This window comes from Alteromonas sp. S167 (genome assembly GCF_036864375.1).
In the GTDB taxonomy this organism is placed as follows: domain Bacteria; phylum Pseudomonadota; class Gammaproteobacteria; order Enterobacterales; family Alteromonadaceae; genus Alteromonas.
In genome coordinates, this window is the sequence record NZ_JAZETR010000010.1 from 26,260 (window position 1) to 52,966 (window position 26,707).

The window sequence follows — 26,707 nt, forward strand, 5'->3', positions numbered from 1 at the left end:
TCTATTCGACATAGCCACTATGATATGAACTTACAAACCATTAATCGCAGCAATAGCAATCGCGGTATTGTAAAGGATACCCGTAGCCGTACTCCACAAGCTCAACGTATCTCTGTATTCCGTATCTAGCGGCACCACAATGGTATCGCCAGGCATTATCTCATTGTTTTTAAACCAGCCTGAAGATGGTCTAAATACCGAACCGTTAGCTCGTACAACGTAAATACGGTCGTCATCTGCACGTACTTTCAGACCACCAGAACTCTCAATATATTCTTTTGCATCTAGATCTGGGTCGAATAGGTGAGATGTTGGGAACTGCACTTCGCCCATCACAGTTACCGACTGTGAAATTTTAGGAACATATAGTTCGTCACCGTCGTTTAACGTAAGGTCGAAGCGAAGGTCGCCATCCCAAAGCGCTTGTAAGTCGATAACTAAGCGGCCAATAGCCGTAGTATTTGTTAGGCGGTCTTTCAAACGCTCAGCTTCTGCGGCACTTACGCTTTTAGTATCGTCACTTTTATCAACACTTAAGGTTGCCAGCTCAGACTCGAGTTCCTTAGTAAGTCGCTGAATCTGCTCTTGCTCACGTATTCTTAATGATTCGCGCGAGAATACTGCGCCCATTGGGTACGCTAAGTCTGTTAAGCCGCCCGCTCGCTCGATTACTGATGAAAGAGTTTCACCTTCTTGAAGAACGTAAATACCTGGGAATTGCACTTCGCCCGCTAATTTGATAGTTCTGCGTTCACGCCATTCAGGTATACGCTTTATAAGCAGCGTATCTAACGGCTGCAATACCACTTCTTCATTAAGCTCTACAACGCTGTGAACAAGTTCTGCGCGTGTCGCGTCGTCTGATTTAAAGCGCGTAAGTTCCGCGTTTACCATATAGCTTGATGCATTTAAATCGCCCGCCAATTTGATAAGCATGTCTTTGGTCATGCCTTCAACATACGGATACACTCCAGGGAAACGCACATCACCACTAATAGTGACTAACTGCTGAGAAAAACCTTTGGTAGCTTGTAAGCCAAGCTCTTCAATTAGGTCTGCAATTAATTCCTCACGGGGTTCATTTTTACTGAACACAAATAGACGGTCTAGCGGTGCAAGCTTTAACTGCTCAGCGCTGTTTAGGTCTATATAGCGAAGTTCTGTTTTGAACGTGTTTTGGTTGATGCGAGCAAGTAATACGAAATTCAATTCTGCTTGCTGGGTATAACCCATAGCAGCGCGTAAAACGTTGTTTACTGTTGCACCAACACTTAACGGGTAATGTCCAGGGTTTCTAACTGCACCAGAAACCTTCACAACTTTTGGTGGCTGCGCTAGCGTAGTCTGCTTTTGAAGCTGTTCAATAACTGTACGTAAACTAAGCGCTCTTTCTTCTTCACGGTTAAACACATAAATGGTGTCTTTGGCGCCTAATGTGAAGTTTGACTGCTCTTTTTTATTTCGAAGGTAATCGGCGTAGTTTACATCGTAAGCAGTAATTGCACCTGTTAGCGGATCTTCGCGTGTTATAAGAATGTAGTTTAAATCGGGCTGTGGATTAAAATCGTGAATACTAGGCAGTAGCTCGCTAAGCTGCATTCCTTCGTACCAGCCGTAAACACCAGGGCGGGCTACATGACCAAGTAAAGTTACACTTTGTTCTACAGTGTCTAATGTTGAACTTACCTCAACCACATCACCATTTTGAACAGGTTGAATGCGTTTGTTTCTAAGGTTTACGTTAACAACCTGCTTTAAACCTTGTGTGGTAATGCGCTCTAGTTTAACAATGTCACCAAACGCGGTTGGCAACAACCCCCCGGCGAGTTTTATAACATCTCTCACCGAGCTTTCTTGTTTCACTTCATAAATTGCAGGGCGCGTAACCGAGCCCTTCACCGCTACCGTTTTTCCGCGAGTAGGAATAAACACTACGTCACCAGCCATTAAACTTACGTCACCGCTGGTATCACCTTTTAACAGTAGGTCGTATAAGTCTAGCTCTGCAACTACGTTGCCTTGTCTTTTTACTTGAATATTACGAAGTGAGCCAATGTCACTAACACCGCCAGCGGCAAAGATGGCTTGTGTTACAGTAGAAAGCGAGCTTAGTGTGTAGCTTGCAGGCTTGTAGGCCTCACCCAAAACGAAAACACGAATAGAGCGCAGTTCGCCCATTGAAATGTTGCTGCGAACACCGATGATTCGATTGCTAATTTCTTCGCTTAATTCTTTGCGCACATCAGAGAAGCTTTTACCAACAACTGAAAACGGGCCAAGCTTTGGTATATCAACATCGCCCTCGCGATTAACTACTAATGAGTAGTCTTGTGCTTCCTTTCCATAAATTTTTACACGAATTGTGTCGCCAGGGCCCAGTACATACTCATTTGGAACAGGAACATCTGAAACAGGTGCAAAAGTACTAGGTTCGCTGGCGAACAAATCGTAACCAAAAGGTTTTAATTCTTTTTCAGTATCGTTTTGAAGAGAAAATCGTGTTTGTTTATTTTGTTCAGCAAAACAGTAAAAATCGTCACTGAATAAGGGCTCTTCACGCTCGCTTTTACGACGCTCAACATCATCAAACATAGCCATTTTTGGCTGTATTACTCGAGCGCCTAAGTCGGCCTGCTGCTCTTCTGTTACTTGGCTGCGTGGAACGCACCGTACTATCTGATTATCGCCAACGTTGATTTGAGAGATTTGAACCTGATTGTCATTAAAGCCAGCGAACGTTGAAGAGCGTTCACTGTTATTCTTGACGTCCTTTGCATTAACTTCCGAATTATTTCGCTCACCATTTAATTCATTCAGCGAAGGAGACGCCTGTTGAGTTTGTGATGTTTGCTTTAAAGAATTTAAATCAACACCATACTGGGCGGCCAACGCCTCTTGCTGCGCTTTTGGCAACTGCATAAACATGTTCAGTTGTTCTGGTGTTGGGGTAACCGCTGATACTTGCGAGGACATCGTCATTGATACGAATGATACAATGATAAAACAGATTTTCTTCACATTGATTCCCTTAATTATGCGTGAGCGTGCCACTACTTCAGTCCAGATGATTAAGCACAGGCGCGGGATTCTACCTGTTTAGCCTAAAAATTTCCAATACCAAAGTATTAAATTTGACGAAATGGATCACACTCTAGTATGAATTTTTTAAAAGGCAGTTTCAATGGTATTAACGGTATGAATAGGCTAGGTAAGCGATATGCAATAGCAATCTTGAACTTTTACTTTTTGTAACAACTTATGTGTGTTTGCAAACAACAAAAAACCCGGCCTAAGCCGGGTTTTTCTTAAATTCTGATAACTCAGAATAAAGAGTAATTATTACTCTTCAGTTGCTTCAACTGCTTCTTCTTCAGCTTCTACAACTGGACGGTCAACTAGCTCAACATATGCCATTGGGGCATTGTCGCCAGCACGGAAACCGCATTTAAGAATGCGAGTGTAACCGCCTGGGCGAGCTTCGTAACGAGGACCAAGCTCGTTGAATAGTTTACCTACAACCTCTTTATCACCAGTGCGGGCAAAAGCTAGACGGCGGTTTGCAACGCTGTCTTCTTTAGCCATAGTGATTAGAGGCTCGATTACGCGACGTAATTCTTTCGCTTTTGGTAACGTAGTTTTGATCACTTCGTGCTTGACCAAAGAACCTGCCATGTTTTTGAACATAGCTTGACGATGGCTGCTGTTGCGATTCAACTGACGACCACTCTTACGATGGCGCATAGTTTTATCCTTCTCTACAAATCAGTTTGATATAAACCTGATTAATCTTTTTCAGCGATGCTCTCTGGCGGCCAGTTTTCTAGGCGCATACCTAGAGAAAGACCACGAGATGCAAGAACATCTTTGATTTCAGTTAGCGATTTCTTACCAAGGTTAGGCGTTTTAAGTAGCTCAACCTCAGTGCGCTGTACCAGGTCACCAATGTACTGGATAGCTTCTGCTTTCAAACAGTTTGCAGAACGTACTGTTAGCTCTAGGTCATCTACTGGACGAAGCAGAATTGGATCGAATTCTGGCTTCTCTTCCTTCGCTTCTGGCTCAGATACATCACGTAGGTCTACGAATGCGTCTAGCTGCTCAGCTAGGATGGTTGCAGAACGGCGGATCGCTTCTTCAGGATCTAAAGTACCGTTCGTTTCCATGTCGATGATTAGTTTGTCTAGGTCTGTGCGTTGTTCAACACGAGCAGACTCTACACTGTAAGCAATACGTTCAACTGGGCTGTATGAAGCGTCTACTAACAAACGACCAATTGGACGATCATCTTCTTCAGAGGAGCGACGGGTAGAAGCTGGTACATAACCACGGCCCATTTCTACTTTAATGCGCATGCTGATTTCAGCTTCGCCGGTTAAAGTACAAATAACATGCTCAGGGTTTGTAATTTCTACGTCGCCATCATGCTGAATATCACCAGCAACAACAGGGCCAGCGCCAGATTTCACTAGAGTTAGGGTTGCCTCAGTTTTACCTTCAAGGCGAACCGCTAAACCTTTTAGATTTAGCAGGATTTCAATTACGTCTTCCTGAACACCTTCTTTGGTGCTGTACTCGTGAAGAACGCCATCAATTTCTACTTCGGTAACTGCACATCCTGGCATAGATGACAGTAAGATACGACGTAGGGCGTTACCTAGAGTGTGGCCAAAGCCGCGCTCTAGTGGTTCCAAAGTTACTTTGGCACGAGTAGGAGAAACGTTTTCGATCTCTACTAATCTCGGTTTTAGGAATTCAGTCACAGAACCCACAATGCTTCCTCTTTAGTTAGCTTTACTTAGAGTAAAGTTCGACGATCAACTGTTCGTTAATTTCCGCAGACAGGTCAGTTCTTTCAGGAACGCGCTTGAAAGTGCCTTCCATTTTGCTGCTGTCTACTTCAATCCAGGTTGGCTTCTCACGTTGGTCAGCAAGTTCCAAAGCAGCAACGATACGCGCTTGCTTTTTAGCTTTCTCACGAACAGAAACCACGTCTTCGGCAGAAACGTTAAATGATGGGATGTTCACAACTTGACCATTAACCATGATCGCCTTGTGGCTAACTAGCTGACGTGCTTCAGCACGAGTGCTAGCGAAACCCATACGATAAACTACGTTATCAAGACGCTGTTCTAAAAGCTGTAGCAAGTTTTCACCTGTGTTGCCTTTTAGACGTGCAGCTTCTTTATAGTAGTTGCGGAATTGCTTTTCCAGTACGCCGTACATACGACGAACTTTTTGTTTTTCACGCAGCTGTACACCGTAGTCAGACAGACGGCCACGACGGGCACCGTGCTGACCAGGCGCTGTATCGATTTTACATTTAGAATCGATTGCGCGAACGCCGCTCTTAAGGAACAGGTCAGTTCCTTCGCGACGGCTAAGTTTGAGTTTTGGACCCAAATATCTTGCCATGATCTTTCTCCAACTGTCCGTCGATTAAACGCGACGTTTTTTCGGTGGACGACAACCGTTGTGAGGAATAGGGGTCACATCGGTAATGTTTGTGATCTTATAACCTGTAGCGTTAAGAGCACGGATCGCAGACTCACGGCCTGGACCTGGACCTTTAACGAATACTTCAAGGTTCTTAAGACCGTATTCTTGTGCAGCAACACCTGCACGCTCAGCAGCTACCTGTGCAGCAAAAGGGGTAGATTTACGTGAACCACGGAAACCTGAACCACCAGATGTCGCCCATGCTAGTGCATTGCCTTGACGGTCTGTAATAGTCACAATTGTGTTGTTGAAAGACGCATGGATATGAGCCATACCGTCTGCAACCTGACGTTTAGCGCGTTTACGCGTGCTACGAGCTGGTGCTTTAGCCATAACTTACTCCCCGCTTACTTCTTAATTGGCTTACGAGGACCTTTACGGGTACGCGCATTAGTTTTAGTGCGCTGACCACGTAGAGGCAAGCTACGACGGTGGCGAATACCACGGAAGCAACCCAGGTCCATCAAACGTTTGATGCTCATAGAGACTTCACGACGCAGATCACCTTCAACAGTGAACTTTGCCACTTCGTCACGAAGCTTATCAATAGTAGCTTCGTCTAGCTCTTTGATTTTTGTATTTTCTGCAACACCAGCGCCCGCACAGATGCTTTTCGCACGTGTGGGACCGATACCGTAGATCGCTTGGATAGCGATTACAGCATGCTTGTGCTCAGGAATGTTAATGCCAGCGATACGGGCCATTAACAGCACTCCTCTTGTTTATTTGTCGACGACCTAAAAAGCCCGATAGGATACTTACCCGTCGACTAAATTGCAAATAAAGGTTCAGAATACCAAAAAGCAAAACTGCAGAACCTGATAAGTATTGTCAGGTTCTGCTTACAGTCTTGCCAATATTCTGTACCGCTTAGATTAGCCTTGACGCTGCTTATGCTTAGGGTCAGAACTGCAAATTACACGCACAACACCGTTGCGCTTGATAACTTTACAATTACGGCAAATCTTTTTTACTGATGCACGAACTTTCATTACATCTTTCCCCTTTCTTTCAAAATTAAGGGGCTAACTTATCGGCCGTAGCCTTTAAGGTTAGCTTTTTTCAGCACAGACTCATATTGACTCGACATCAAATGTGTCTGTACTTGTGCCATAAAGTCCATGATAACCACTACAATAATTAGAAGCGACGTACCACCGAAGTAGAACGGCACATTCCAAGCAATTAGCATGAATTCAGGCACTAAACAAATAAAGGTTATGTACAGTGCGCCAGCCAGTGTAAGGCGAGTCATTACCTTGTCAATGTAACGCGACGTTTGTTCACCTGGACGAATACCAGGAATGAACGCACCAGACTTCTTCAAATTGTCTGCTGTATCACGCGGGTTGAAAACCAACGCCGTGTAGAAGAAGCAGAAGAAGATAATAGCTGCTGCATATAACATCACGTACAGCGGTTGACCAGGAGATAGCATAAGCGCTACATCTTGCAACCACGCTGTTGATTCATTCTGTCCGAACCATCCTGCGATAGTACCCGGGAACAGAATAATGCTAGAAGCAAAGATTGGTGGAATAACACCAGCAATGTTGACTTTTAGCGGTAAATGGGTGCTTTGCGCAGCAAAAACCTGACGGCCTTGCTGACGTTTTGCGTAGTTTACCACAATTCTGCGCTGTCCGCGCTCTACAAATACAACTAGGTATGTAAGAGCGATAACAATAACGCCAATCAACAGTAGGAACAACATGTTAATGTCGCCCTGCCTTGCTTGTTCCGCAGTCTGACCTATCGCTGTTGGCAGACCGGCAACAATACCAGCAAAAATCAATATAGAGATACCGTTACCAATACCTCGTTCGGTAATTTGCTCACCTAACCACATAAGGAACATAGTTCCTGTGACTAGGCTCACTACTGCCGTAAAGTAGAATCCGAAGCCAGGGTTTATTACCAATCCATTAATCAGGTTAGGCAAACCAGTCGAAATACCAATTGATTGGAAGATAGCCAATACTAGCGTTAGGTAACGCGTGTACTGGCTAATTTTACGACGGCCTGCTTCGCCTTCTTTTTTAAGCTCTACCATCGGTGGGTGAACCACCGAGAGCAACTGCATGATAATGGATGCAGTAATGTATGGCATAATGCCCAAAGCCAGAACGGATGCACGCTCAAGCGCACCACCAGAGAACATGTTAAACATTTCTACAATGGTGCCTTTTTGTTGCTCGAACAAGTCAGCAAGTACCGCTGGATCGATGCCAGGAATAGGAACATAAGAACCTAGTCTGAAAACAACAATCGCACCAAGTACGAACAACAATCTTGCTTTTAGCTCACTCAAGCCGCTTTTAGCGCCTGAATCCAATCCTGGTTTAGCCATCTAGCTTATTCCTCTACTTTACCGCCAGCAGCTTCAATCGCTTCTTTAGCGCCTTTAGTAACCTTTAAACCGCTTACTGTTACAGCGCGTGATACTTCACCGCTCTTAACAACTTTAACGAACTGGATTTCTTTCTTAACAAGTCCAGCTGCTTTTAAAGTCTCAAGAGACGCTGTATCACCGTCAACCTTCGCGATTTCAGCAAGAGTTACTTGATCAGTAACAAAGCTCTTGCGTGAAGTGAAACCGAACTTAGGAAGACGACGCTGGATAGGCATCTGACCACCTTCGAATCCTGGCTTAACACGGCCACCTGAACGGCTTTTTTGACCTTTGTGACCTACGCCACCTGTTTTACCAAGACCTGAGCCGATACCACGACCAGAACGCTTACCAGTAGGCTTTGAACCTTCGGCTGGAGAAATTGTATTTAAACGCATGTCTTACTCCTCCACTATCTCAACCATGTAATTTACACGGTTGATCATGCCACGAACGGCTGGGGTATCTTCCAGTTCACGAACATGGTTGATTTTACGAAGGCCTAAACCTTTAAGCGTAGCTTTGTGCTTTGGCAGACGGCCAATTGCACTTTTAGTTTGCTTTACTTTAATCGTTGCCATGTCTGATTACCCCAAAATTTCTTCTACAGACAATCCACGCTTCGCAGCAACTTTCGCCGGGCTGTTCATTTCTGTCAGCGCGTTGATTGTTGCACGTACAACGTTGATTGGGTTTGTAGAGCCGTAACATTTTGAAAGTACGTTTTGTACACCAGCTACTTCAAGTACTGCACGCATCGCACCACCAGCAATAATACCGGTACCTTCTGATGCTGGCTGCATGTAAACTTTAGAGCCAGAGTGACGACCTTTAATAGGGTGCTGTAACGTGTGACCGTTAAGGTCTACGTCAACCATGTTGCGACGTGCCTTTTCCATTGCTTTTTGGATTGCAGCAGGTACTTCACGTGCCTTACCGTAACCAAAACCAACGCGACCGTTACCGTCACCCACTACTGTCAATGCAGTGAAACTAAAGATACGACCACCTTTAACCACTTTAGAAACGCGGTTTACAGCGATCAATTTCTCTAGAAATTCACCATTTTGAACGTCTTGTTTAGCCATTATAAACTCCTAGAACTGAAGACCAGCTTCGCGAGCTGCATCAGCTAATGCTTTAACGCGACCGTGGTATTGGAAACCACTACGATCGAAAGCCACTGCTTTAATGCCTTTCTCAAGTGCGCGCTCTGCGATTGCTTTACCGACTACCGTCGCTGCTTCAGCGTTACCTGTAGACTTAAGACCTTTTGCAAGATCTTTCTCAACAGTTGAAGCTGCAGCCAACACTTCAGAACCGCAAGGAGCGATTAACTGAGCGTAGATGTGGCGAGGTGTACGGTTAACTACCAAGCGATGCGCGGCCAGTTCACGAATTTTTGCACGTGCGCGAGTAGCGCGACGAATGCGAGCTGTTTTCTTATCCATCGTATCACCCACCTACTTTTTCTTAGCTTCTTTACGACGTACGTTTTCGTCAGAGTAACGTACACCTTTGCCTTTGTAAGGCTCTGGTGGACGGTAACCACGAATGTTCGCCGCAACCTGACCAACCACCTGCTTATCGGCGCCTTTAACGACGATTTCAGTTTGGCTAGGAGTTTCAACCGTAATGCCTTCTGGCATTTCGTATACTACAGGGTGAGAGAAACCTAGAGTAAGGTTTAGTTTGGCACCTTGTGCTTGTGCACGGTAACCAACACCTAACAATGTAAGTTTTTTCTCGAAACCTTGTGAAACACCTTGAACCATTGCATTTAGGATAGAACGAGCAGTACCTGCTTGTGCCCAATTGTTTGCAAAGCCTTCACGTGGAAGTGCTTTCAATTGGTTGTCTTCCTGTGCAATTTCAACAGCGTCATTGAAAACGCGAGTCAAAGTGCCTTTACTACCTTTAACAGTAACTTCTTGACCAGAGATAGAAACTTCTACACCTGATACAACGTCTACTGGGGCTTTTGCTATACGTGACATTTCAACTCCTCCGTTATGCTACATAACCGATGATCTCACCGCCCATGCCAGCGTTACGCGCTGCACGGTCAGTCATCACACCTTTAGAAGTCGACACGATAGCGATGCCTAAACCACCCATAACCTTTGGAAGCTCATCTTTTTTCTTATAGATGCGCAGACCAGGACGGCTTACACGTTCGATAGTGTCAATTACTTGCTTGCCTTCGAAGTACTTAAGCGTAACTTCTAAAACAGGCTTAACGTCACCAGAAGCAGCGAAGTCTGCAATGTAACCTTCTGCTTTCAATACTTCACAAATAGCAACGCGAAGTTTTGAAGAAGGCATAGTTACAGAAACTTTCTGTGCCATCTGGCCGTTACGGATGCGGGTAAACATATCCGCGATAGGATCTTGCATGCTCATTATCAGCTACTCCTTACCAGCTGGCTTTCTTAAGGCCAGGGACTTCACCGCGCATCGCAGCTTCGCGAAGCTTGATACGGCTAAGACCGAATTTGCGTAGGTAACCATGTGGACGACCAGTTACACGGCAACGGTTACGTTGACGTGAAGAACTTGAGTCACGTGGCAGTTGTTGTAGCTTCAGAACAGCGTCCCAACGCTCTTCTTCAGAAACGTTAACATCGCTGATAATCGCTTTAAGTGCGGCGCGCTTTTCAGCATACTTAGCTACTAGCTTAGTACGCTTAGCTTCACGTGCCTTCATTGATTCTTTTGCCATAACCCTACACCCTTACTTTTTGAATGGGAAGTTAAACGCGTCCAGCAGAGCACGTGCTTCTTCATTAGAGCTCGCACTGGTAGTGATAGTAATATCCATACCACGAACTTTATCCACTTTATCGAAATCGATTTCAGGGAAAATGATTTGCTCACGCACGCCCATGCTGTAGTTACCACGACCGTCGAATGATTTAGGATTCAAACCACGGAAATCGCGGATACGCGGGATAGCGATTGAAATCAAACGCTCTAGGAATTCCCACATACGCTCGCCACGTAGGGTTACTTTACAGCCAATCGGATAACCTTCACGGATTTTAAAACCCGCTACTGATTTTCTTGCAACCGTAACAACAGGCTTCTGACCGGCGATAGCCGTCATGTCAGCTTGAGCATTCTCAAGTACCTTTTTGTCAGCAACTGCTTCACCTAAACCCATGTTTAGAGTGATTTTTTCAATCCGAGGGACTTGCATGACGCTTTTGTACCCGAACTGCTTAGCAAGTTCAGCTACTACTGTTTCTTTATAGAAATCATGCAGTTTCGCCATCGTACTCTCCAATATAATTAAACAAGTTCGCCGTTAGACTTGAAGAAACGTACTTTCTTCTCATCTTCGAAACGGAAACCAACGCGATCTGCTTTGCCCGTTGCCGGGTTAACAATCGCAACATTAGAAACGTGAATAGAAGCTTCTTTCTCAACGATGCCACCAGCTACGCCCAATTGTGGGTTTGGCTTAGTGTGCTTCTTAACAAGATTGATGCCTTCTACAATTACACGGTTATCAGCCATAAGCACGCGAAGAACTTTGCCTTGCTTGCCTTTGTCTTTACCCGCTAATACGACTACTTCATCATCACGACGAATTTTATTAGCCATTATCGTGACTCCTTATAGTACCTCTGGGGCCAATGAGATGATTTTCATGAAGTTTTCACTTCTCAACTCACGGGTAACCGGGCCAAAGATACGCGTACCAATTGGTTGCTTGTTTGCATTAAGCATAACAGCCGCGTTACCGTCAAAACGGATGGTAGAACCATCTGCACGACGAACGCCTTTTCTAGTACGCACCACCACTGCGTTCAGTACGTCACCTTTTTTAACTTTACCGCGAGGAATTGCTTCCTTAACAGTAACTTTGATGATGTCACCGATACCTGCATAACGGCGATGCGAGCCACCAAGAACCTTAATACACTGAACCCTGCGAGCGCCGCTGTTGTCTGCAACGTCCAGGTTAGTTTGCATTTGGATCATGTTAGTGCTCCGCTCTTAAAATTAAGACTCTCCCGAGTCGTTAGTGCTGCTAAAAACAACTGGATATCGTTGCTTTTATGTACATACCCCCATAAAAAGGGCGCGAAATAATAACAGAAAAGTTTGGGAAGTGATAGCGGTAAATTGAATTATTTTTAAACTATGCGAGCAATAAAAAAGCCCCGACTAAAAGCCGGGGCCGATAACCACGTTGAGGGTTATCATGCAGGAGCCTTTAGCCCATTTTCATTACTTGAAAATGGCGAATTTATGTGTCGAAAAATGCACTTTTTCAAACTATCACAACCAACTGGTTTTGATATGAAGTCGTCCATGCCGGAATTCAAGCACTTTTCTTTATCATCTGCCAACACATTCGCGGTAACGGCAACAATGGGAACTCGCTTGGTATCACCTTCCAACAATCGAATTTGCTTGGTGGCTTCTAGTCCATCCATCACGGGCATATGACAATCCATCAAAATTATAGAATAGATGTCGCCAGTTTCATAAGCATCTTGCACAAATTTAACAGCTTCTTCACCATTTTCGGCAAGGTCGGCATATAACCCTATGTCTCTTAACTGTTCTCGAATAACAAGCTGATTAATTTCGTTGTCTTCGACAATAAGTACTTTATGTTTTTCAAAGGTTTGTGGGATATCAGCAAGTGGAAAACGCATTCCTGGCGTTATCGCAGCATCGGGAGTGTGCACGTTCAGTACTTGGTAAGAATCACCTCGTATATTGCTCACTATGCCCGTTTCTAAGTTAAGCAGTGTAGTACCTGTTTCTAGCAACCTATCTAAACGTTCGTCAAAAGACAGAGCTTTATCGTTTGATATGTTGTGAAGATCGCTAATGATGCTCATGAGGATTGACGCCCCTTAAGGCCAAGTTAACTGCTACTAACGTCATGAAGATTTACAACACAAAAGGCTGAGTATTTTTTACTCAGCCTTTTAAACCTATAACATCTGCTTATATATGAAAGTTTTTGTACTTATCAATTAGTCTAAGCTAAACGTAACCCGTTAATATAAAATGCTAATTTTATAACCTGTTGGTGTATCTGCAGGCTCTACCGTTACGATATAGTTCTGTTCTTCAGTAAATCCGAACAACGCAGTTCTATCCAATAACACCTGCTCTCCATTGTTGTCTTCATACACTGCAATTACTTCATAGAAATCAGACGGCAGAACTTCATCTTCACTTTCAGCAAACGACAAGTTCTGAACGTCATATTCTGCGGTATCAATCGTTTCGTCATTACGAACAAGATAAAAATCAACATCGTCATAGTCGTCGACCAAATTAACGAAGTTAACGGTTTTGTCATATGCCTGTGGAAGACCACTTTCTACCAACGAAGCCGCACCCAACTGCCCATTACTACTGTATATAAGGATAGCTTTGCTCTCGCCTTGATTCAGCGTAATCAACTTGTTGTTGATAGGTAACACCGTATTACTTGGGTCTGTCACCGTAACGCGATAATCACCATAACGAATTGCACTGAACGAAGACAACTCATCAGATGCCAGTGTGAAAGTCACATCTTCTTCATCAGTATTACCGCCAAACGTCACTGACAACGGTGTGGTTAAGTTAGTTGAGTTATAAATGCGGTATTGTGAATCGGCTTCCACATCGGTCAGTGCAGTGACTGAAGATGAGTTCAAGATGGTATCTACTACCAACCCATCTTGAATTGCGCCACTAACATCGCGAAGTGATAGCAGGTACTCAGTTTCATAAATAAAGTCGAGGGTTTGTGACTCGAATATTACCGTATCGCTTCCTGGCTGCGTTAAAAAGATAGTATATTCACCTTCATCGAAGTCGCTGCTATCGTCATCGGCGTCCCAGTAAGTTAACTCCGAAATTTCTCCGGCTGACACCGTACCCAAAAAGTTTGCCGCTTCAAAAGGGTCGCCAGCTTCACTCATATAAAAGTCATACTGGCTTTCATCAATTACTACAGATGTCACGAATAAGCGAAAATGAACATCAAGTGTTTCACGCTCATACTGATACGCTGTAAATGAAGGGGAATTGAAATCGCCATTCATCACTACAATCGTTTTGTAGCCGTCGCGCAAGTTTACCGTAAGCTCATCAATGAAAACCTCTTGGTCGTCCGCATCAGTTCGAATAAATTCAAGCTCTATCTCGCCATCATCCATTGAATACATTGATGTGGCATCACCAAATTGAGCAGAGCCAAAACTGTCGCCGTCAACTTCACGCATTTCAACGTTAGCACCGTTTGGTGAGCCGTTGTAAAACTGCAAATAGGCAAAAGTGTAGTCGGAATTATTGCTGTCTGAACTTCCGCATGCTGAAAGTAGCGTCAGAACAGCAATGGCTGAAATTAAAGTGCGCGCTTTTGAAATAAAAAAGTGGTGCATATCAGTGAATGTGATTTGCATTGTTGTGAAGGTCCTTAGAAGTATTCTTTATTAGCGTTTAAGATAAAAACACACAAACATGTGTTTCATTACTCTAAGGCTAAATAAAACAACTTCCGTTCAGGCCTTTACATTAACTTTGCAAAACTGACACTACACAGTTAATTGTTGACACTTCACAGGGTAGAAAGGGATGCTGAAATATAAAAAAGCCTGCACAGTGGCAGGCTTTATATGGGAACTAAGAGAAGTTTACTCGTAAGAGTAGTTCAGCGTTACGCCGCTATACGTTGAGTATGCGCGAATACCAATATGCCATGTACCTGCCGCTGGCGCGTCAAAAGTACATACTTCGTTGTTACCATTTTGATATGGACGGCAATCGTAGCTGTTAGTTTCTGGCTGAGAACCAAACTTCATGTAAAGGTCAGCATCGCCAGAACCACCGCCAATAGTTACCGTCATACGTGATACGCCTTCAGGAATAGTCCACTGATAGCGATCCCAGCTACGACGTGAACCAGAAAGGCCCGTTAGCTGACCTGATACTGGCTCTACACCTGGCTCAGAACCGCCACCGCCATTACCGCTTCCATCACAGCCATTTGTGTTTAGGAAATTGTAAGCGTCTGCAAGTTGCATTAAACCGTAACCATAGAAGTTATCACGGCCTGCAGCACCCTTGTCTTTTGCTGTCGCGTTTAGTGCATTACGAATTTGCGTGTTAGAACACTGCGGGAAGTAGCTCCACACTAGCGCTGCACCACCAGCAACGTGTGGTGTTGCCATTGATGTACCACTTAACGATGCATAAGTGTTAGTTGGGTAAGTAGACTGAACCGCAGAGCCCGGCGCTGCAATTTCAACCTGGTTGTTGTACTGGCTGTAGCTAGCACGGTTTTCGTTAGAATCTACCGCAGCAACAGACATAACTGCGTCATATGATGCAGGGTAAGACTTAGCACTGTTACCGTCGTTACCTGCAGCCGCTACTAACAGCATGCCAGCGTCGGTGAAGCTTTGCATAGCGTTACGCTCTGTAGTAGACGAGCTACCACCACCCAAACTCATGTTTACAACGTTCGAGCCTGCGTCCTGACACTGTTGAATTGCATCGATAAGGTCTGAAGCAAATGTCCACTGACCGTTGTCATCGAAGATTTTAACAATGTGCATGCTAACGCCTGGGTAAACACCGATAACACCTTCGTTGTTGTCGTATGCACCAATGGTACCCGCAACGTGAGTACCGTGACCGTTACCATCGTTATACCAGTTGCCTACTGCGGTGTTGTTTGAGTTACCAGAAAGGCCGTTGTTAATGTCCGGCAGGTCTGGGTGACCATAGTTGTAACCGGTATCAATGATACATACTTTGCGTGCTGTAGTGTCGCCTTGACCAAACTGGTTTGCTTGCACCATGGTGTAACCGTAAGGAGCAGTTTGTGCCATTAGTGAACGCTTGGCATCTACTTCTACACTTGCAACGTTTGGATTTTTACGCAGTTTATTTAGTGCTGATTTGTTAAGCGTAGCAGCAACCATACGACGTTTGCCGATTTCTTTCTTAATTTTACCGCCTACTTTTTGTACTTCAGAGCGTGCTGCAGAAATGCTGAATGGACGTTTTTTAAGACCAACTTTGCCGCCGCGTTGAATTTTACCCATACGACCGTTATTAAGAGAAAGACCAGAGTCACGGCCAAAAGACATAACTTGTGCGTCGTCTTCGCCCATGATCACTTCACCGCTGCTCATTTCGTCTTTAAACGTGATGATATAGCGCTCGTCAGTTTCAATTTCAGCAAATCTTTCGCCTAAGCGACCACGAAGTTTCTCCTGAAATGATTTTGGTTGGGCTTCAACTTTTACTAAACCAGTCTCTGCTGCAATTGCTGAATTACCCATTAAGCCAAGTGATACAGCAAGCGCTGCTGCTGTCATACATGTGTGTTTCTTATTTAATTTTGAGTTCAAAATTTATTTCCTGTTTATCTGTCTTGTTGTGTTTCAGCACTGTTTTTGTTACTCCGTGCTTTTGAAACTTTTGTTATAAATTGACATACAGGTGTAACCGTTACCTTATACGAAATGCTCATCCATGACTACCGACGCAACTGCGTTGCAACGACTTACCCGTTTGTCAGGTAAGTAAGTAGTTTGAAATTCTACAAGCCACTTACAAGGTCTATATTAGGCAGTTTATCAATGCGTTAGGTATGTTGCCTTACCCTGGAGGTGCGATTTTTATACGTAATATTTCCGCACATTTGAACAACATCGCTATGAAAAACTGTGCACGCTGGGCGCTACAGACGAATTCATATTAGGAATAAAAATCTATAATTAACATTAATTACTTACTCGCAAAATGTAACAAAATATTAAACTCCTCCTGTTTTGCACAAACATGTAAATAAGGACTTACCCTTAAATACCAAACAAACCGCGGTGTTCACTATTTGATCAAGCGGTTTCGATTTTCGCCGAACGGGCTGTTATTTTTTGGAAAAAAACTAAGAAATGAAACGTTAGAAATAAAAAACGCGCACTTTTCAAACGAAAGTGCGCGTTTCTATTTCAATTTTGAGAAAGTACTATGATAAATACTTTTGATGATGGTAGTTACAAAGTGCGTCATTCACACATAATGAATTTAGCGCACAACAGAGAAAGTACGTTGACTAAAAAAGGAAGTTGCTGCTTACAAGCTGCGTTGCCTTACAATTTCATAAAGACATACGCCTGTAGCCACAGATACATTTAAGCTAGTCACACTGCCCGCCATAGGTAGTTTAACTAGTTCATCACAGGTTTCTTTGGTCAGTCTACGCATACCCTTACCTTCCGCGCCCATCACTAATGCAGTAGGCCCTTTCAGATCTACATCATAAAGCATTTTGTCGGTTTCACCTGCCGTACCCACAACCCATAAGCCTTTGTCTTGCAGGTGTTTCAGTGTTCTAGACAAGTTAGTAACTTGTATTAAAGGCACAACCTCAGCAGCACCACAGGCCACTTTTCTTACTGTGCCGTTCAAACTTGCTGATTTATCTTTAGGTACCACTACCGCGTGAACGCCAGCCCCATCTGCGGTACGCAAACATGCACCTAAGTTATGCGGGTCTGTAATACCGTCTAACACTAACAGTAGTGGCTGTGATTCATTGGCTAAAATTGTGTCTAAGTCTGCTTCGTCTAGAACACGCGCTGGCTTCGCTCGTGCTACTACGCCTTGATGCTGTTCGCCATTCACTTTGTCGTCTAGCGCTTTGCGTTGACAAAACTGAACAGAAATACCGAAACGGCGTGCTTGGTTCACAATGTTGTTTAGACGTTCATCATTTCGCCCTTTTAACACCATTACTTCCATTACACGCTCGGGCTCTTGTTCAAGTACCGACTGCATTGCATGTAATCCATACAACCATTCTTGCTGCGCCATTTAACGCTTACCTCTTTTATTCAGCTTTAATGTTTTGCCACTATTCGCGACATTTTTACAAGCGCCTTTTGAGTCGCTTCTGGTTTTTGAACCACGTCTCGAACCGCTTTTTGAGTTAGCCTTGCCCTTTACCGGTTCATTAAAGTCGCGTTGTTTTTGTGCTCGCGACTTTTTAGCAGTCTTAACCTTTACCTTCTTACCTGAAGTGCCGCGCAGCATAGACTTATCCAACAATAAATCAATCTTTCTTTCATCAAGATTTACCGCAGCAACTTTTACTTCTACAGTATCGCCCAAACGGAACTGGCGATGCCCAGACTCCCCTACTAACGCCTGCTTTACATCGTCGTAGTGATAAAAGTCGTCATCGAGTGATGTGATATGTACAAGCCCGTCTATATGGTACTCGGTTATACGAATGAACAAGCCAAAGTTCGTTACTGAACTTACAACGCCTTCGAAAGTATCGCCAACGTGGTCAAGCATAAACTCGCACTTAAGCCAGTCGGCAACATCACGGGTTGCATCATCGGCACGGCGTTCAGTCATTGAACACTGTTCACCTAACTGCTCTATTTCTTCAACGGTATAGCTCTTCGCACCGCTAACCGCTTTCTTGCCTTTTTGCTTGGCAATAATACCTTTCAAAGCGCGGTGTACGACCAAGTCGGGATAACGTCTAATTGGAGACGTGAAATGCGCATAGGCCTCTAGTGCAAGGCCAAAGTGACCTACATTATCGCCATCATAAATAGCCTGTTTCATTGAGCGAAGCAGCATGGTTTGAATAAGCTCTTCATCTGCTCGCCCACGCGTTTTTAATACCACGTCAGTAAATGCAGCAGGCTCGGCGTCTTCATTAATACCGTGAGGAATACCAATTTCACTTAAATAGCTTGTGAATGCAGTAAGTCTGTCGGCATCAGGCTTGTCATGCACGCGATACAAGGCGGGAGCCTCATGCTTTTCAAGCATTAGCGCCGCACTTACGTTAGCCATAATCATGCACTCTTCAATAAGCTTATGTGCATCATTTCTAACCAGCGGTACGATGTTTTCTATTTTACGCTGCGCATTAAACACAAATTTCACTTCTTGTGTTTCAAACTCTATAGCACCGCGCTTGGCTCTGGCCTTTTTGAGCGCGCGATAGAGGTCGTGCAAATTACGTAAATGAGGAACGTGTGGTTCGTAACGCTGATGAAGTTCTTTGTCACCTTGCAGAATATTCCATACTTTGGTGTAGGTTAGCCGCGCGTGAGAATTCATCACGGCTTCATAGAACTGGAACTCTTGCAGCTTACCCTGGGCGCTGATGGTCATTTCGCACACCATACACAAGCGGTCTACTTCAGGGTTAAGTGAACACAGGCCGTTTGAGAGCACTTCAGGAAGCATAGGTATAACTTGGTCTGGAAAATACACCGAGTTACCACGCTGCTGCGCTTCATCGTCTAACGCTGAACCGGTGCGTACGTAGTGACTTACATCGGCAATAGCTACCCAAAGCTGCCAGCCACCGTCATCAAGCGGCTCACAATAAACCGCATCATCAAAGTCTCTTGCATCTTCGCCATCAATGGTTACCAATGGAAGTTGGCGTAAATCAATGCGCCCTTCTTTGGCTTCGTCGGGCACTTCACTGGTTAAGCTTTCAATTTGCTTCGTTACACCTTTAGGCCACTGATGAGGAATATCAAAAGTGCGCAGAGCCATTTCTATTTCCATACCCGGTGCCATATGCTCGCCAAGTACTTCCACAATTTTGCCCACTGGGCTCATCTTACGGCGCGGTCGCTGCGTAATTTCAACCACAACCACTTGGCCCATGCGGGCTCCATGCGTACTTTCTGGGGGAATTACAATTTCATGTTGCAAACGGCTGTCGTCGGGCACAACCATGCCAAAGCCTTGCTCAACGAAATAGCGGCCAACAATAGGCTCGCTGCGCGGCTCAATTACTTGAGTCACGAACGCTTCTTTGCGCCCACGGCGGTCAGTACAACTAATACGCGCTTCAACCACATCATCGTGCATAAACAAGTTCATTTGCCCTGCACTTATGAATAAATCGCCGCTTTTATCTTCTGGGCGCAAGAAACCGTAACCGTCACGATGGCCAATAATACGGCCTTTAATTATTTCATCACGGTTTTGAAGTATGTACTTTTTGTGTTTTGTAAATTGAACCTGCCCTTCGCGCTCCATTGCACGCAGGCGACGTTGAATGCCTATTCGCGCGTCTTCGTCGAAAGCATTGACCAAATTACAGATATCTAGAAACGACAATGGTTTGTCATGTTCTTTTAGCAAGCTCATTAGATATTCTCGGCTTGCTACCGGATTTTCGTACTTCTCTTTCTCGCGCTGATAATGCGGATCATCACTCATGTATTTATAAATTACCTTTAAATTAAACTAGTGGTCGTTTGGTGCACAGTATAACAGTATTGACGCAAAACATTGCGTAGTAATTACGTTCACTGTTGCAATGGCATTAATGTGCTACATCTTAATGAGAGCTATAGTCATTCTCATTAAAAGCATGTACTCTTCAGGTATACAATATATTGACCTGATACAGCTGGGAACAAAGTATCAAGTAACGCTTAAATAAATCTTTAGGGAGATTGCGATGAAAAAAACAATGATGATGCTAACTGCGGTTGGCGCAGCCACACTGTTGAGCGCTTGTAGTGCAGAGCACGGTACAACGCAATGTACAACAGCACCTCAGTCTGACTGGCAAAACCAAGAAGCGTTTCAAGCTACACTACTTGCGCAAGGTTACAAAATTAACGAATTTAAAGTAACTGGCGGCAACTGCTACGAAATTTATGGTTTTGACAAAGAAGAAAACAAAGTTGAGATTTATTTCAACCCTGTTGATGGCAGCATTGTTAAGAAAGAAATGCACTAAGCCTATATAGGTATACATTATTGCTTAAAACGCCACGCTTTTACTGTGGCGTTTTTTATTTCAGCAAACATGCGCTATCTTGCGCTTATGACGCTCCGTAGTTTTTAAATCAATGAACCAACAACCTTCACATCAAACTTCTATTTATACAGACCAAGTAATTGTTATCTGGGACATACTGGTTCGATTATGCCATTGGGGATTGGTTGCCGCTTTTATCACTAATTATTTTATTGTTGAGCCAGGCAGGCAAATTCATGAAATTGTAGGCTACATCGCAACTGTACTTGTTGCAGTCAGGTTGTTTTGGGGTTTCACCCGCACAAAAGCGTCTTTGGCTAGTTTTAAACACATCGACTTAAGTAAACGTGCATTCAAAACCCACCTTTCTGAATTAAAGGAAAGAAGAGTAAATCCAGAACACGGCCACAACCCGTTCGGTTGGCTAATGGTTTACCTTGTTGTTGTTTTGCTGCTTGGGCTAGGTGTTACCGGCTTTCTGATGGAAGAGATTGATGCTTTGTTTGGAAACAGCACACTTGAGTGGATTCACAGCATTATGGCTGATGTACTTTACGCAAGTGTTATTGTGCACGTAATAGCTGTATTTTGCGTTCAGCATAGAGGACGAGTTCAACTTATTCGCCCAATGCTTGTGGGTAAAAGACAAGTAGAGAAAACAGCAGCGAGTAAAACAAGCCGATAGATTCTTACACCGCGATTTATTGTAAACCTAGCTATCTAGCGGTCGCTTAGCCTCTCGAACTGCCTTGGGATGCATCAGCTTTTCAAGTTTGGCTAAATAGCCTGCTATTTGTTGGTGCTGCTGTTTATCTGAAGTCACCGAATTGTATAACCAGTGGTACGCATCAACGTAATCGTACGGGCTACCGTAACCCTCTAAAAACAATTCAACCAATCGTATTTGCGCATTTAAATTTTTAAGTGCAGCCGCCTCTCGCAAATAAACCACAGCGCGTTCTTTGTCTTGCTGCACTAAAGTGCCTTTTGCGTAATAGCGACCAAGCTGTTCAAGTGCCGCGGGCAAACCTTGATTAGCGGCATCTTCCATATAGCCAATACCGCGCTCGGGCGCTTCATCTATACACACGCCCCACGCCAACATATCCCCCCACAGGAATTGATAAGCAGGAATTTTTAGTACATCGGCACGTGCCTCAATGTCTTGTACAAGCTGGCAACGATCCTCAACAACCTTATCTAAGTGAGTATTGGCGTTTATCATCTCGATGAGTGCATCTTGACTGTACAACTGCACTGCACGCAGTTCTTCAATGGTTTCACCTTCTAACGCGTAAGAGGGCTTTGTTACACCGAACAACAAAACGCCGGCAAAAATCATGCTGGCAGAGACATTAGCAACCATCGAAGTAAACAGATTTTGTTTCATAACAAACGCTCAAACACGAAATACACATATACAAAGAGGGTATCGGCTAAGTATAGAATAACTTAACGCAGTATTGCAGATGAAGCGCTTAAGCGAATATTACGCACCCTAGCGCTTCAAATATTTTTCTAAGAATGTGGTCTGTTGACCCTAATGACTGCTTTTACGTGGACACAATGCTGACTGGATATGACGCGCATGGTCGGCAAGGTCAATGCCCAAATCGGTTAAGTAACCACCATCAGATTGTGTAATTAAGCCTTTTGCATACAGCCTAGCTGCAGCATTGACCATTGTTTGACTAGCATCGTGATGAATTTTAAGCCCCTGTAGCAGGCTATCGTTTGGAAACTTAAGCAGTAAATTTAACTCGTCGAGCATGTCTTGATCGAATGTTGTCATGTAACCACCTTAGGCAAAGGGTTTAGAGAAAGCGCATGTTCTTTGATTTGTTAATGATACGTTAAGCGCATGTCTCTATATCACACTCAAATGACAGCGCTGTAAAGCGTATTTTTATCTGTAAAACGTTTAATCTCACTTTCCTGCTGCTAACTGATCGGACTTTCGCTTCAAATAGTATATTCTTGCCATAATTACAGATTGTGGATACACCTGCCCAGATGAAGTACAAAGATTTACGCGACTTTATTCGTCAGCTTGAAGCGAAAGGCGAATTGGTGCGCATTAGTCAGCCTATTGATACTGACCTAGAAATGACCGAAATTGCCGACCGCACATTGCGTGCAGGCGGCCCAGCGCTTTTGTTTGAAAACCCTAAGAATCACGATATGCCGGTACTTGCCAACTTGTTTGGTACGCCTCAGCGCGTAGCAATGGGGATGGGACAAGACTCAGTAGAGGCCCTACGTGAAGTGGGTAAACTGCTTGCCTATTTAAAAGAGCCTGAGCCACCCAAAGGTATAAAAGACCTTTGGGAAAAACTTCCCGTATTCAAGCAAGTGCTTAATATGCCGGCGAAGGTACTGAAGAAAGCCCCTTGCCAAGAAGTGGTACTAACCGGCGACGATGTAGACTTGTCGAAAATTCCGGTTCAGCGCTGCTGGCCTGGTGATGCTGCACCACTTGTAACTTGGGGCTTAAGCGTAACAAAAGGCCCACACAAAAAACGTCAAAACCTGGGTATTTACCGTCAGCAGGTTATTGGCAAAAACAAGCTAATAATGCGTTGGTTATCACATCGAGGCGGCGCATTAGATTTTCGCGAATGGTGTCAAACTCATCCCGGCGAACCATACCCTGTATCAGTCGCCCTAGGTGCCGACCCAGCCACTATTTTAGGCGCAGTTACACCTGTGCCAGATACGCTTTCTGAATACGCGTTTGCAGGTTTGTTGCGTGGCGATAAAACAGAAGTAGTGAAGTCGATAAGTAACGATTTGCAAGTACCGGCAAGCGCTGAAATTGTGCTTGAAGGTTATATTGCACAAGATGAAACCGCACCAGAAGGGCCTTACGGCGATCACACAGGCTACTACAACGAAGTAGACGACTTCCCAGTGTTCACAGTAACGCATATTACTCACAGAAAAGATCCTATTTATCATTCAACGTACACAGGTCGTCCGCCTGATGAACCAGCCATTCTTGGTGTAGCGTTAAATGAAGTGTTTGTACCTATATTACAAAAGCAGTTCCCAGAAATTGTAGATTTCTACCTTCCACCTGAAGGTTGCTCGTACCGTATGGCGGTAGTGACTATGAAGAAACAATATCCGGGTCATGCAAAACGCGTAATGATGGGGGTTTGGTCTTTCTTGCGACAGTTTATGTACACAAAGTTTGTTATTGTGTGTGATGACGACGTTAACGCGCGCGATTGGAACGATGTTATCTGGGCGATTACCACCCGCATGGACCCTGCACGCGATACCGTGATGATAGAAAACACGCCTATTGATTACCTAGACTTTGCATCGCCGGTTTCTGGCCTTGGTTCGAAAATGGGTATGGACGCTACCAATAAAATGCCGGGCGAAACCGACCGCGAATGGGGCGTACCTATTGTGATGGACGAAGATGTTAAAAAGCGAGTAGATGATATCTGGGACGAACTTGGTATCATGTAGCTTTGATATTATTTAACTACCGCATTAGCTTTAAGTAGTTGAAGTATTTAAAAGCGGTGCATCGTAAATAAGTGCACTACAAAGCATACGCTAGAGAAAGTAAAAGGCGAGACGCTAAATACAAGGTAAAAAGAGAAACCATGTCAGAAATTAAGTGTAAGGTTGCAAGCATCACGCCTTTAACCGACGTTGTATATAAAGTTGAATTAACACCTACTACACCTGCTACGTTTAAGGCGGGTCAATATGCTATGGCTGTAATGGGTGAAAAAGATATGCGGCCCTTTTCAATTGCTAATGCAGCTTTTGATAACAGCCGAATAGAGTTGCATATCGGCGCTGAGCCAGGCAACAATTATGCTGGTGAAGTACTTGCCCGTATGCGTGAAGAGGGTGAAATTACCCTTAGTATTGGCCATGGCGACGCGTTTCTTCAAAACAACGGGCTACCCATGGTGCTTATTGCTGGCGGAACCGGTTTTTCATACACCTACTCTATCTTGCAAGAGCACTTAAATAGCGGCGACAAAACCCCGTTAACACTATATTGGGGTGGTAAACACGCTTCAGATCTTTACTTAGCAGACGAACTAACTGCGCTTGCTCAAGCACATTCGCACTTTACTTTTGTGCCTGTAGTTGAGTTTGCCAACGACGATTGGACTGGCCGCACAGGCTGGGTTCACCATGCCGCAATGGCCGACCATGCAGACTTTACAAATGTGCAAGTGTACGTTGCGGGTCGATTTGAAATGTCGAAAGTAGTGCGCGATGACTTCACGCAGCGCGGCCTGAAACAAGAAAACTTATTTGGCGATGCATTTGCATTTATTTAGCAAGTAAGGCTATGTTTGAGCCTTCAACGAATAATTGTCAGTAGCCAGCATCATTGCTGGCTTTTTTGTAGGCCTGTTTTCTGTAACACATATTGTTACGTGTGAATTTTTGTATGCATATCGTTTCAATCGACAAACGGCTGTATTCCCCTAAATATTCTCTAAATCGCTGCATTGCGATGACTTGCGTTCTCATACGTTTACTCTAATTGTTCGCTTTGTTCGTATTGGTTATGGTTTGAGCATATACAACGGAGAGAACAATGATAAAAAACCTAACCTTGAAAAAGCCACACAACCTAATTAAAAAACCAGCCATGATGGCTAGCGCCTGTTTAGGTGTATTGTTTTTGCAAACAACGAGTGCTGCTCAGAGCGAGCAAACACAAGCGCTTTACGATATTGCCAAGGAAATCTCGCCAGAGCGTATTGAGAGCGACATCACCACATTAGTAAATTTTGGCACTCGCCATACACTTTCTGAAACAGAGTCAGACACGCGTGGTATTGGTGCAGCAAGGCGGTGGATTAAAGCTGAGTTCGACAAAATATCTGCAGAGTGCGGCGGCTGTCTTGAAGTGTATTTCCAATCGGATGTGATTAGCGGCGAAAAGCGCATTCCCGACCCGGTAGAAGTAAAAAGTGTTATCGCTATTCAACGCGGCACCACCGATCCAGATCGCTACGTGATCATGTCGGGCGATATCGACTCACGTGTTAGCGATGTAATGGATTACACGTCAGATGCACCAGGTGCTAATGACAATGCGTCGGGCGTAGCAGGTACTCTTGAAGCGGCGCGCGTATTAAGCAAGCACAAGTTTAACGGCAGTATTGTGTACGCAGCCCTTGCAGGTGAGGAACAGGGCTTGTTTGGTGGCCGTATTATGGCAGAACAAGCAAAAGAAGACGGCTGGCGCATTAAGGCCGTATTAAATAACGATATGATTGGCAATATTGAAGGCGTAAACGGTGTTATTAACAATACCACTGCACGCATTTTTGCAGAAGGCACCCGTGTTACTGAAACCGAAGCAGAAGCGCGCCGTCGCCGCTTCACAGGTGGTGAAGTAGACTCTCCTAGCCGCAATTTGGCGCGCTACATCGATAAAATTGCCGACCAATATATTGAGAACCTCGACACCATGGTGGTTTACCGCCTCGATCGTTTTGGTCGCGGTGGGCATCATCGCCCGTTTAACGACTTAGGCTACCCTGGCATTCGTATTATGGAAACGAATGAAAACTACACGCGTCAGCATCAAGATTTGCGTACCGAAGACGGCATCAAATACGGCGATACGTTAGACGGCGTTAACTTCGATTATGCAGCTAAACTTACAGGATTAAATGCGGTATCACTTGCAGCAATGGCGTGGGCGCCAAATCCACCTAAGGGCGTTAAAATAAAAGGCGCGGTACAGCCCTCTACTACCTTGAGTTGGGATGCCCTTGACGAGACTCAAAACCCACAATTGAAGGGTTATAAAATTTATTGGCGACACACCGACGCTCCACAGTGGGAGTACAGTAAATTTGTAGGTAACGTAACCGAGGCTACGCTGGAAAACATTGTTATAGACAACTATTTCTTCGGCGTTGCTAGCGTAAGCAACCATGACGTAGAAAGCGTGGTGGTCTATCCTGGGCCCGCAGGCAGCTTTGGTGAATAGCGCCATTTTTAGCCAGTAAAGCCATTAAAAAAACGGGCGGCTA

General features: G+C 44.5%; 30 protein-coding genes. 5 read left to right on the forward strand and 25 right to left on the reverse strand.

What is annotated here, in order from left to right; translation table 11 throughout:
• Positions 1–30: 30 nt before the first annotated feature.
• The 23 genes from V7R35_RS14890 to rnr all read right to left on the reverse strand — a co-directional run bounded on the left by V7R35_RS14890 (position 31) and on the right by rnr (position 20,125).
• Positions 31–3,018: an SLBB domain-containing protein gene (locus tag V7R35_RS14890; RefSeq protein ID WP_334015709.1), complete on the reverse strand. Its 2,988-nt coding sequence runs from the start codon at positions 3,016–3,018 to the stop codon at positions 31–33.
• 321 nt (positions 3,019–3,339) lie between these two features.
• Positions 3,340–3,741: a 50S ribosomal protein L17 gene (gene rplQ / locus V7R35_RS14895; RefSeq protein ID WP_012519212.1), complete on the reverse strand. Its 402-nt coding sequence runs from the start codon at positions 3,739–3,741 to the stop codon at positions 3,340–3,342.
• 41 nt (positions 3,742–3,782) lie between these two features.
• Entirely contained in the window at positions 3,783–4,772 is a 990-nt protein-coding gene (locus V7R35_RS14900; RefSeq protein ID WP_334015833.1) for a DNA-directed RNA polymerase subunit alpha, read from the reverse strand.
• Between the two features lie 19 nt (positions 4,773–4,791).
• Positions 4,792–5,412 (reverse strand): 30S ribosomal protein S4, encoded by a 621-nt coding sequence (gene rpsD / locus V7R35_RS14905; RefSeq protein WP_012519214.1) that lies wholly within the window; start codon positions 5,410–5,412, stop codon positions 4,792–4,794.
• 24 nt (positions 5,413–5,436) lie between these two features.
• On the reverse strand, positions 5,437–5,829 hold the full coding sequence (gene rpsK, locus V7R35_RS14910; RefSeq protein ID WP_013786215.1) for a 30S ribosomal protein S11: 393 nt from the start codon (positions 5,827–5,829) through the stop codon (positions 5,437–5,439).
• A 14-nt stretch (positions 5,830–5,843) separates the two neighbouring features.
• Positions 5,844–6,200, reverse strand: a complete 357-nt coding sequence (gene rpsM, locus V7R35_RS14915) for a 30S ribosomal protein S13 (protein WP_020746687.1) — start codon at positions 6,198–6,200, stop codon at positions 5,844–5,846.
• Between the two features lie 171 nt (positions 6,201–6,371).
• Positions 6,372–6,488 carry a 50S ribosomal protein L36 gene (gene rpmJ / locus V7R35_RS14920; protein WP_012519217.1) on the reverse strand — a complete coding sequence of 39 codons (117 nt, stop codon included), beginning with the start codon at positions 6,486–6,488 and terminating at the stop codon, positions 6,372–6,374.
• Between the two features lie 38 nt (positions 6,489–6,526).
• Positions 6,527–7,846 (reverse strand): preprotein translocase subunit SecY, encoded by a 1,320-nt coding sequence (gene secY / locus V7R35_RS14925; RefSeq protein WP_159627411.1) that lies wholly within the window; start codon positions 7,844–7,846, stop codon positions 6,527–6,529.
• Positions 7,847–7,851: 5 nt separating this feature from the next.
• Positions 7,852–8,286, reverse strand: coding sequence for a 50S ribosomal protein L15 (gene rplO / locus V7R35_RS14930; RefSeq protein WP_012519219.1), 435 nt, complete (start codon positions 8,284–8,286; stop codon positions 7,852–7,854).
• Positions 8,287–8,289: 3 nt separating this feature from the next.
• Positions 8,290–8,469, reverse strand: a complete 180-nt coding sequence (rpmD, locus tag V7R35_RS14935; protein ID WP_044058207.1) for a 50S ribosomal protein L30 — start codon at positions 8,467–8,469, stop codon at positions 8,290–8,292.
• A 6-nt stretch (positions 8,470–8,475) separates the two neighbouring features.
• A complete protein-coding gene (gene rpsE / locus V7R35_RS14940; RefSeq protein ID WP_012519221.1) occupies positions 8,476–8,976 on the reverse strand; it encodes a 30S ribosomal protein S5 in 501 nt (166 codons plus the stop codon).
• A gap of 9 nt (positions 8,977–8,985) precedes the next feature.
• Positions 8,986–9,339 carry a 50S ribosomal protein L18 gene (gene rplR / locus V7R35_RS14945; protein ID WP_105932260.1) on the reverse strand — a complete coding sequence of 118 codons (354 nt, stop codon included), beginning with the start codon at positions 9,337–9,339 and terminating at the stop codon, positions 8,986–8,988.
• Positions 9,340–9,351: 12 nt separating this feature from the next.
• The gene (gene rplF, locus V7R35_RS14950) at positions 9,352–9,885 is read right to left on the reverse strand and encodes a 50S ribosomal protein L6 (protein ID WP_334015711.1); all 534 of its coding nucleotides are present in this window, start codon (positions 9,883–9,885) and stop codon (positions 9,352–9,354) included.
• Between the two features lie 13 nt (positions 9,886–9,898).
• Positions 9,899–10,291: a 30S ribosomal protein S8 gene (gene rpsH / locus V7R35_RS14955; RefSeq protein WP_131093534.1), complete on the reverse strand. Its 393-nt coding sequence runs from the start codon at positions 10,289–10,291 to the stop codon at positions 9,899–9,901.
• A gap of 13 nt (positions 10,292–10,304) precedes the next feature.
• A complete protein-coding gene (gene rpsN, locus V7R35_RS14960; RefSeq protein ID WP_012519225.1) occupies positions 10,305–10,610 on the reverse strand; it encodes a 30S ribosomal protein S14 in 306 nt (101 codons plus the stop codon).
• Between the two features lie 12 nt (positions 10,611–10,622).
• Positions 10,623–11,162: a 50S ribosomal protein L5 gene (rplE, locus tag V7R35_RS14965; protein ID WP_071816102.1), complete on the reverse strand. Its 540-nt coding sequence runs from the start codon at positions 11,160–11,162 to the stop codon at positions 10,623–10,625.
• Between the two features lie 17 nt (positions 11,163–11,179).
• Positions 11,180–11,494, reverse strand: coding sequence for a 50S ribosomal protein L24 (rplX, locus tag V7R35_RS14970; RefSeq protein ID WP_334015712.1), 315 nt, complete (start codon positions 11,492–11,494; stop codon positions 11,180–11,182).
• A gap of 12 nt (positions 11,495–11,506) precedes the next feature.
• Entirely contained in the window at positions 11,507–11,875 is a 369-nt protein-coding gene (gene rplN / locus V7R35_RS14975) for a 50S ribosomal protein L14 (RefSeq protein WP_012519228.1), read from the reverse strand.
• 221 nt (positions 11,876–12,096) lie between these two features.
• Entirely contained in the window at positions 12,097–12,747 is a 651-nt protein-coding gene (locus V7R35_RS14980; protein WP_334015713.1) for a response regulator, read from the reverse strand.
• A gap of 162 nt (positions 12,748–12,909) precedes the next feature.
• Positions 12,910–14,310, reverse strand: coding sequence for a DUF4397 domain-containing protein (locus V7R35_RS14985; RefSeq protein WP_334015714.1), 1,401 nt, complete (start codon positions 14,308–14,310; stop codon positions 12,910–12,912).
• 231 nt (positions 14,311–14,541) lie between these two features.
• Positions 14,542–16,266: a S8 family serine peptidase gene (locus V7R35_RS14990; protein ID WP_334015716.1), complete on the reverse strand. Its 1,725-nt coding sequence runs from the start codon at positions 16,264–16,266 to the stop codon at positions 14,542–14,544.
• Between the two features lie 727 nt (positions 16,267–16,993).
• Positions 16,994–17,734 carry a 23S rRNA (guanosine(2251)-2'-O)-methyltransferase RlmB gene (gene rlmB, locus V7R35_RS14995; protein WP_334015717.1) on the reverse strand — a complete coding sequence of 247 codons (741 nt, stop codon included), beginning with the start codon at positions 17,732–17,734 and terminating at the stop codon, positions 16,994–16,996.
• The gene (gene rnr / locus V7R35_RS15000) at positions 17,735–20,125 is read right to left on the reverse strand and encodes a ribonuclease R (RefSeq protein WP_334015719.1); all 2,391 of its coding nucleotides are present in this window, start codon (positions 20,123–20,125) and stop codon (positions 17,735–17,737) included.
• A 244-nt stretch (positions 20,126–20,369) separates the two neighbouring features.
• On the opposite strand from rnr, the gene V7R35_RS15005 reads away from it, so the two are divergent.
• Together V7R35_RS15005 and V7R35_RS15010 are read left to right on the forward strand one after the other, a co-directional pair.
• Positions 20,370–20,654 carry a PepSY domain-containing protein gene (locus V7R35_RS15005; protein WP_334015720.1) on the forward strand — a complete coding sequence of 95 codons (285 nt, stop codon included), beginning with the start codon at positions 20,370–20,372 and terminating at the stop codon, positions 20,652–20,654.
• A 112-nt stretch (positions 20,655–20,766) separates the two neighbouring features.
• Positions 20,767–21,360, forward strand: coding sequence for a cytochrome b/b6 domain-containing protein (locus V7R35_RS15010; RefSeq protein WP_334015721.1), 594 nt, complete (start codon positions 20,767–20,769; stop codon positions 21,358–21,360).
• 27 nt (positions 21,361–21,387) lie between these two features.
• Here V7R35_RS15010 and V7R35_RS15015 read toward each other — a convergent pair whose 3' ends face one another.
• Both V7R35_RS15015 and V7R35_RS15020 read right to left on the reverse strand, forming a co-directional pair.
• Positions 21,388–22,017: a tetratricopeptide repeat protein gene (locus V7R35_RS15015; RefSeq protein WP_334015834.1), complete on the reverse strand. Its 630-nt coding sequence runs from the start codon at positions 22,015–22,017 to the stop codon at positions 21,388–21,390.
• Between the two features lie 198 nt (positions 22,018–22,215).
• On the reverse strand, positions 22,216–22,467 hold the full coding sequence (locus V7R35_RS15020; RefSeq protein WP_334015722.1) for a TIGR02647 family protein: 252 nt from the start codon (positions 22,465–22,467) through the stop codon (positions 22,216–22,218).
• 221 nt (positions 22,468–22,688) lie between these two features.
• Here V7R35_RS15020 and ubiD point away from each other — a divergent pair, with 221 nt between their 5' ends.
• The 3 genes from ubiD to V7R35_RS15035 all read left to right on the forward strand — a co-directional run bounded on the left by ubiD (position 22,689) and on the right by V7R35_RS15035 (position 26,664).
• Positions 22,689–24,155, forward strand: a complete 1,467-nt coding sequence (gene ubiD / locus V7R35_RS15025) for a 4-hydroxy-3-polyprenylbenzoate decarboxylase (protein WP_334015724.1) — start codon at positions 22,689–22,691, stop codon at positions 24,153–24,155.
• Positions 24,156–24,295: 140 nt separating this feature from the next.
• Positions 24,296–24,991, forward strand: coding sequence for an NAD(P)H-flavin reductase (fre, locus tag V7R35_RS15030; RefSeq protein ID WP_334015725.1), 696 nt, complete (start codon positions 24,296–24,298; stop codon positions 24,989–24,991).
• A gap of 320 nt (positions 24,992–25,311) precedes the next feature.
• Positions 25,312–26,664 (forward strand): M28 family metallopeptidase, encoded by a 1,353-nt coding sequence (locus V7R35_RS15035; RefSeq protein ID WP_438823484.1) that lies wholly within the window; start codon positions 25,312–25,314, stop codon positions 26,662–26,664.
• Positions 26,665–26,707 lie beyond the last annotated feature (43 nt).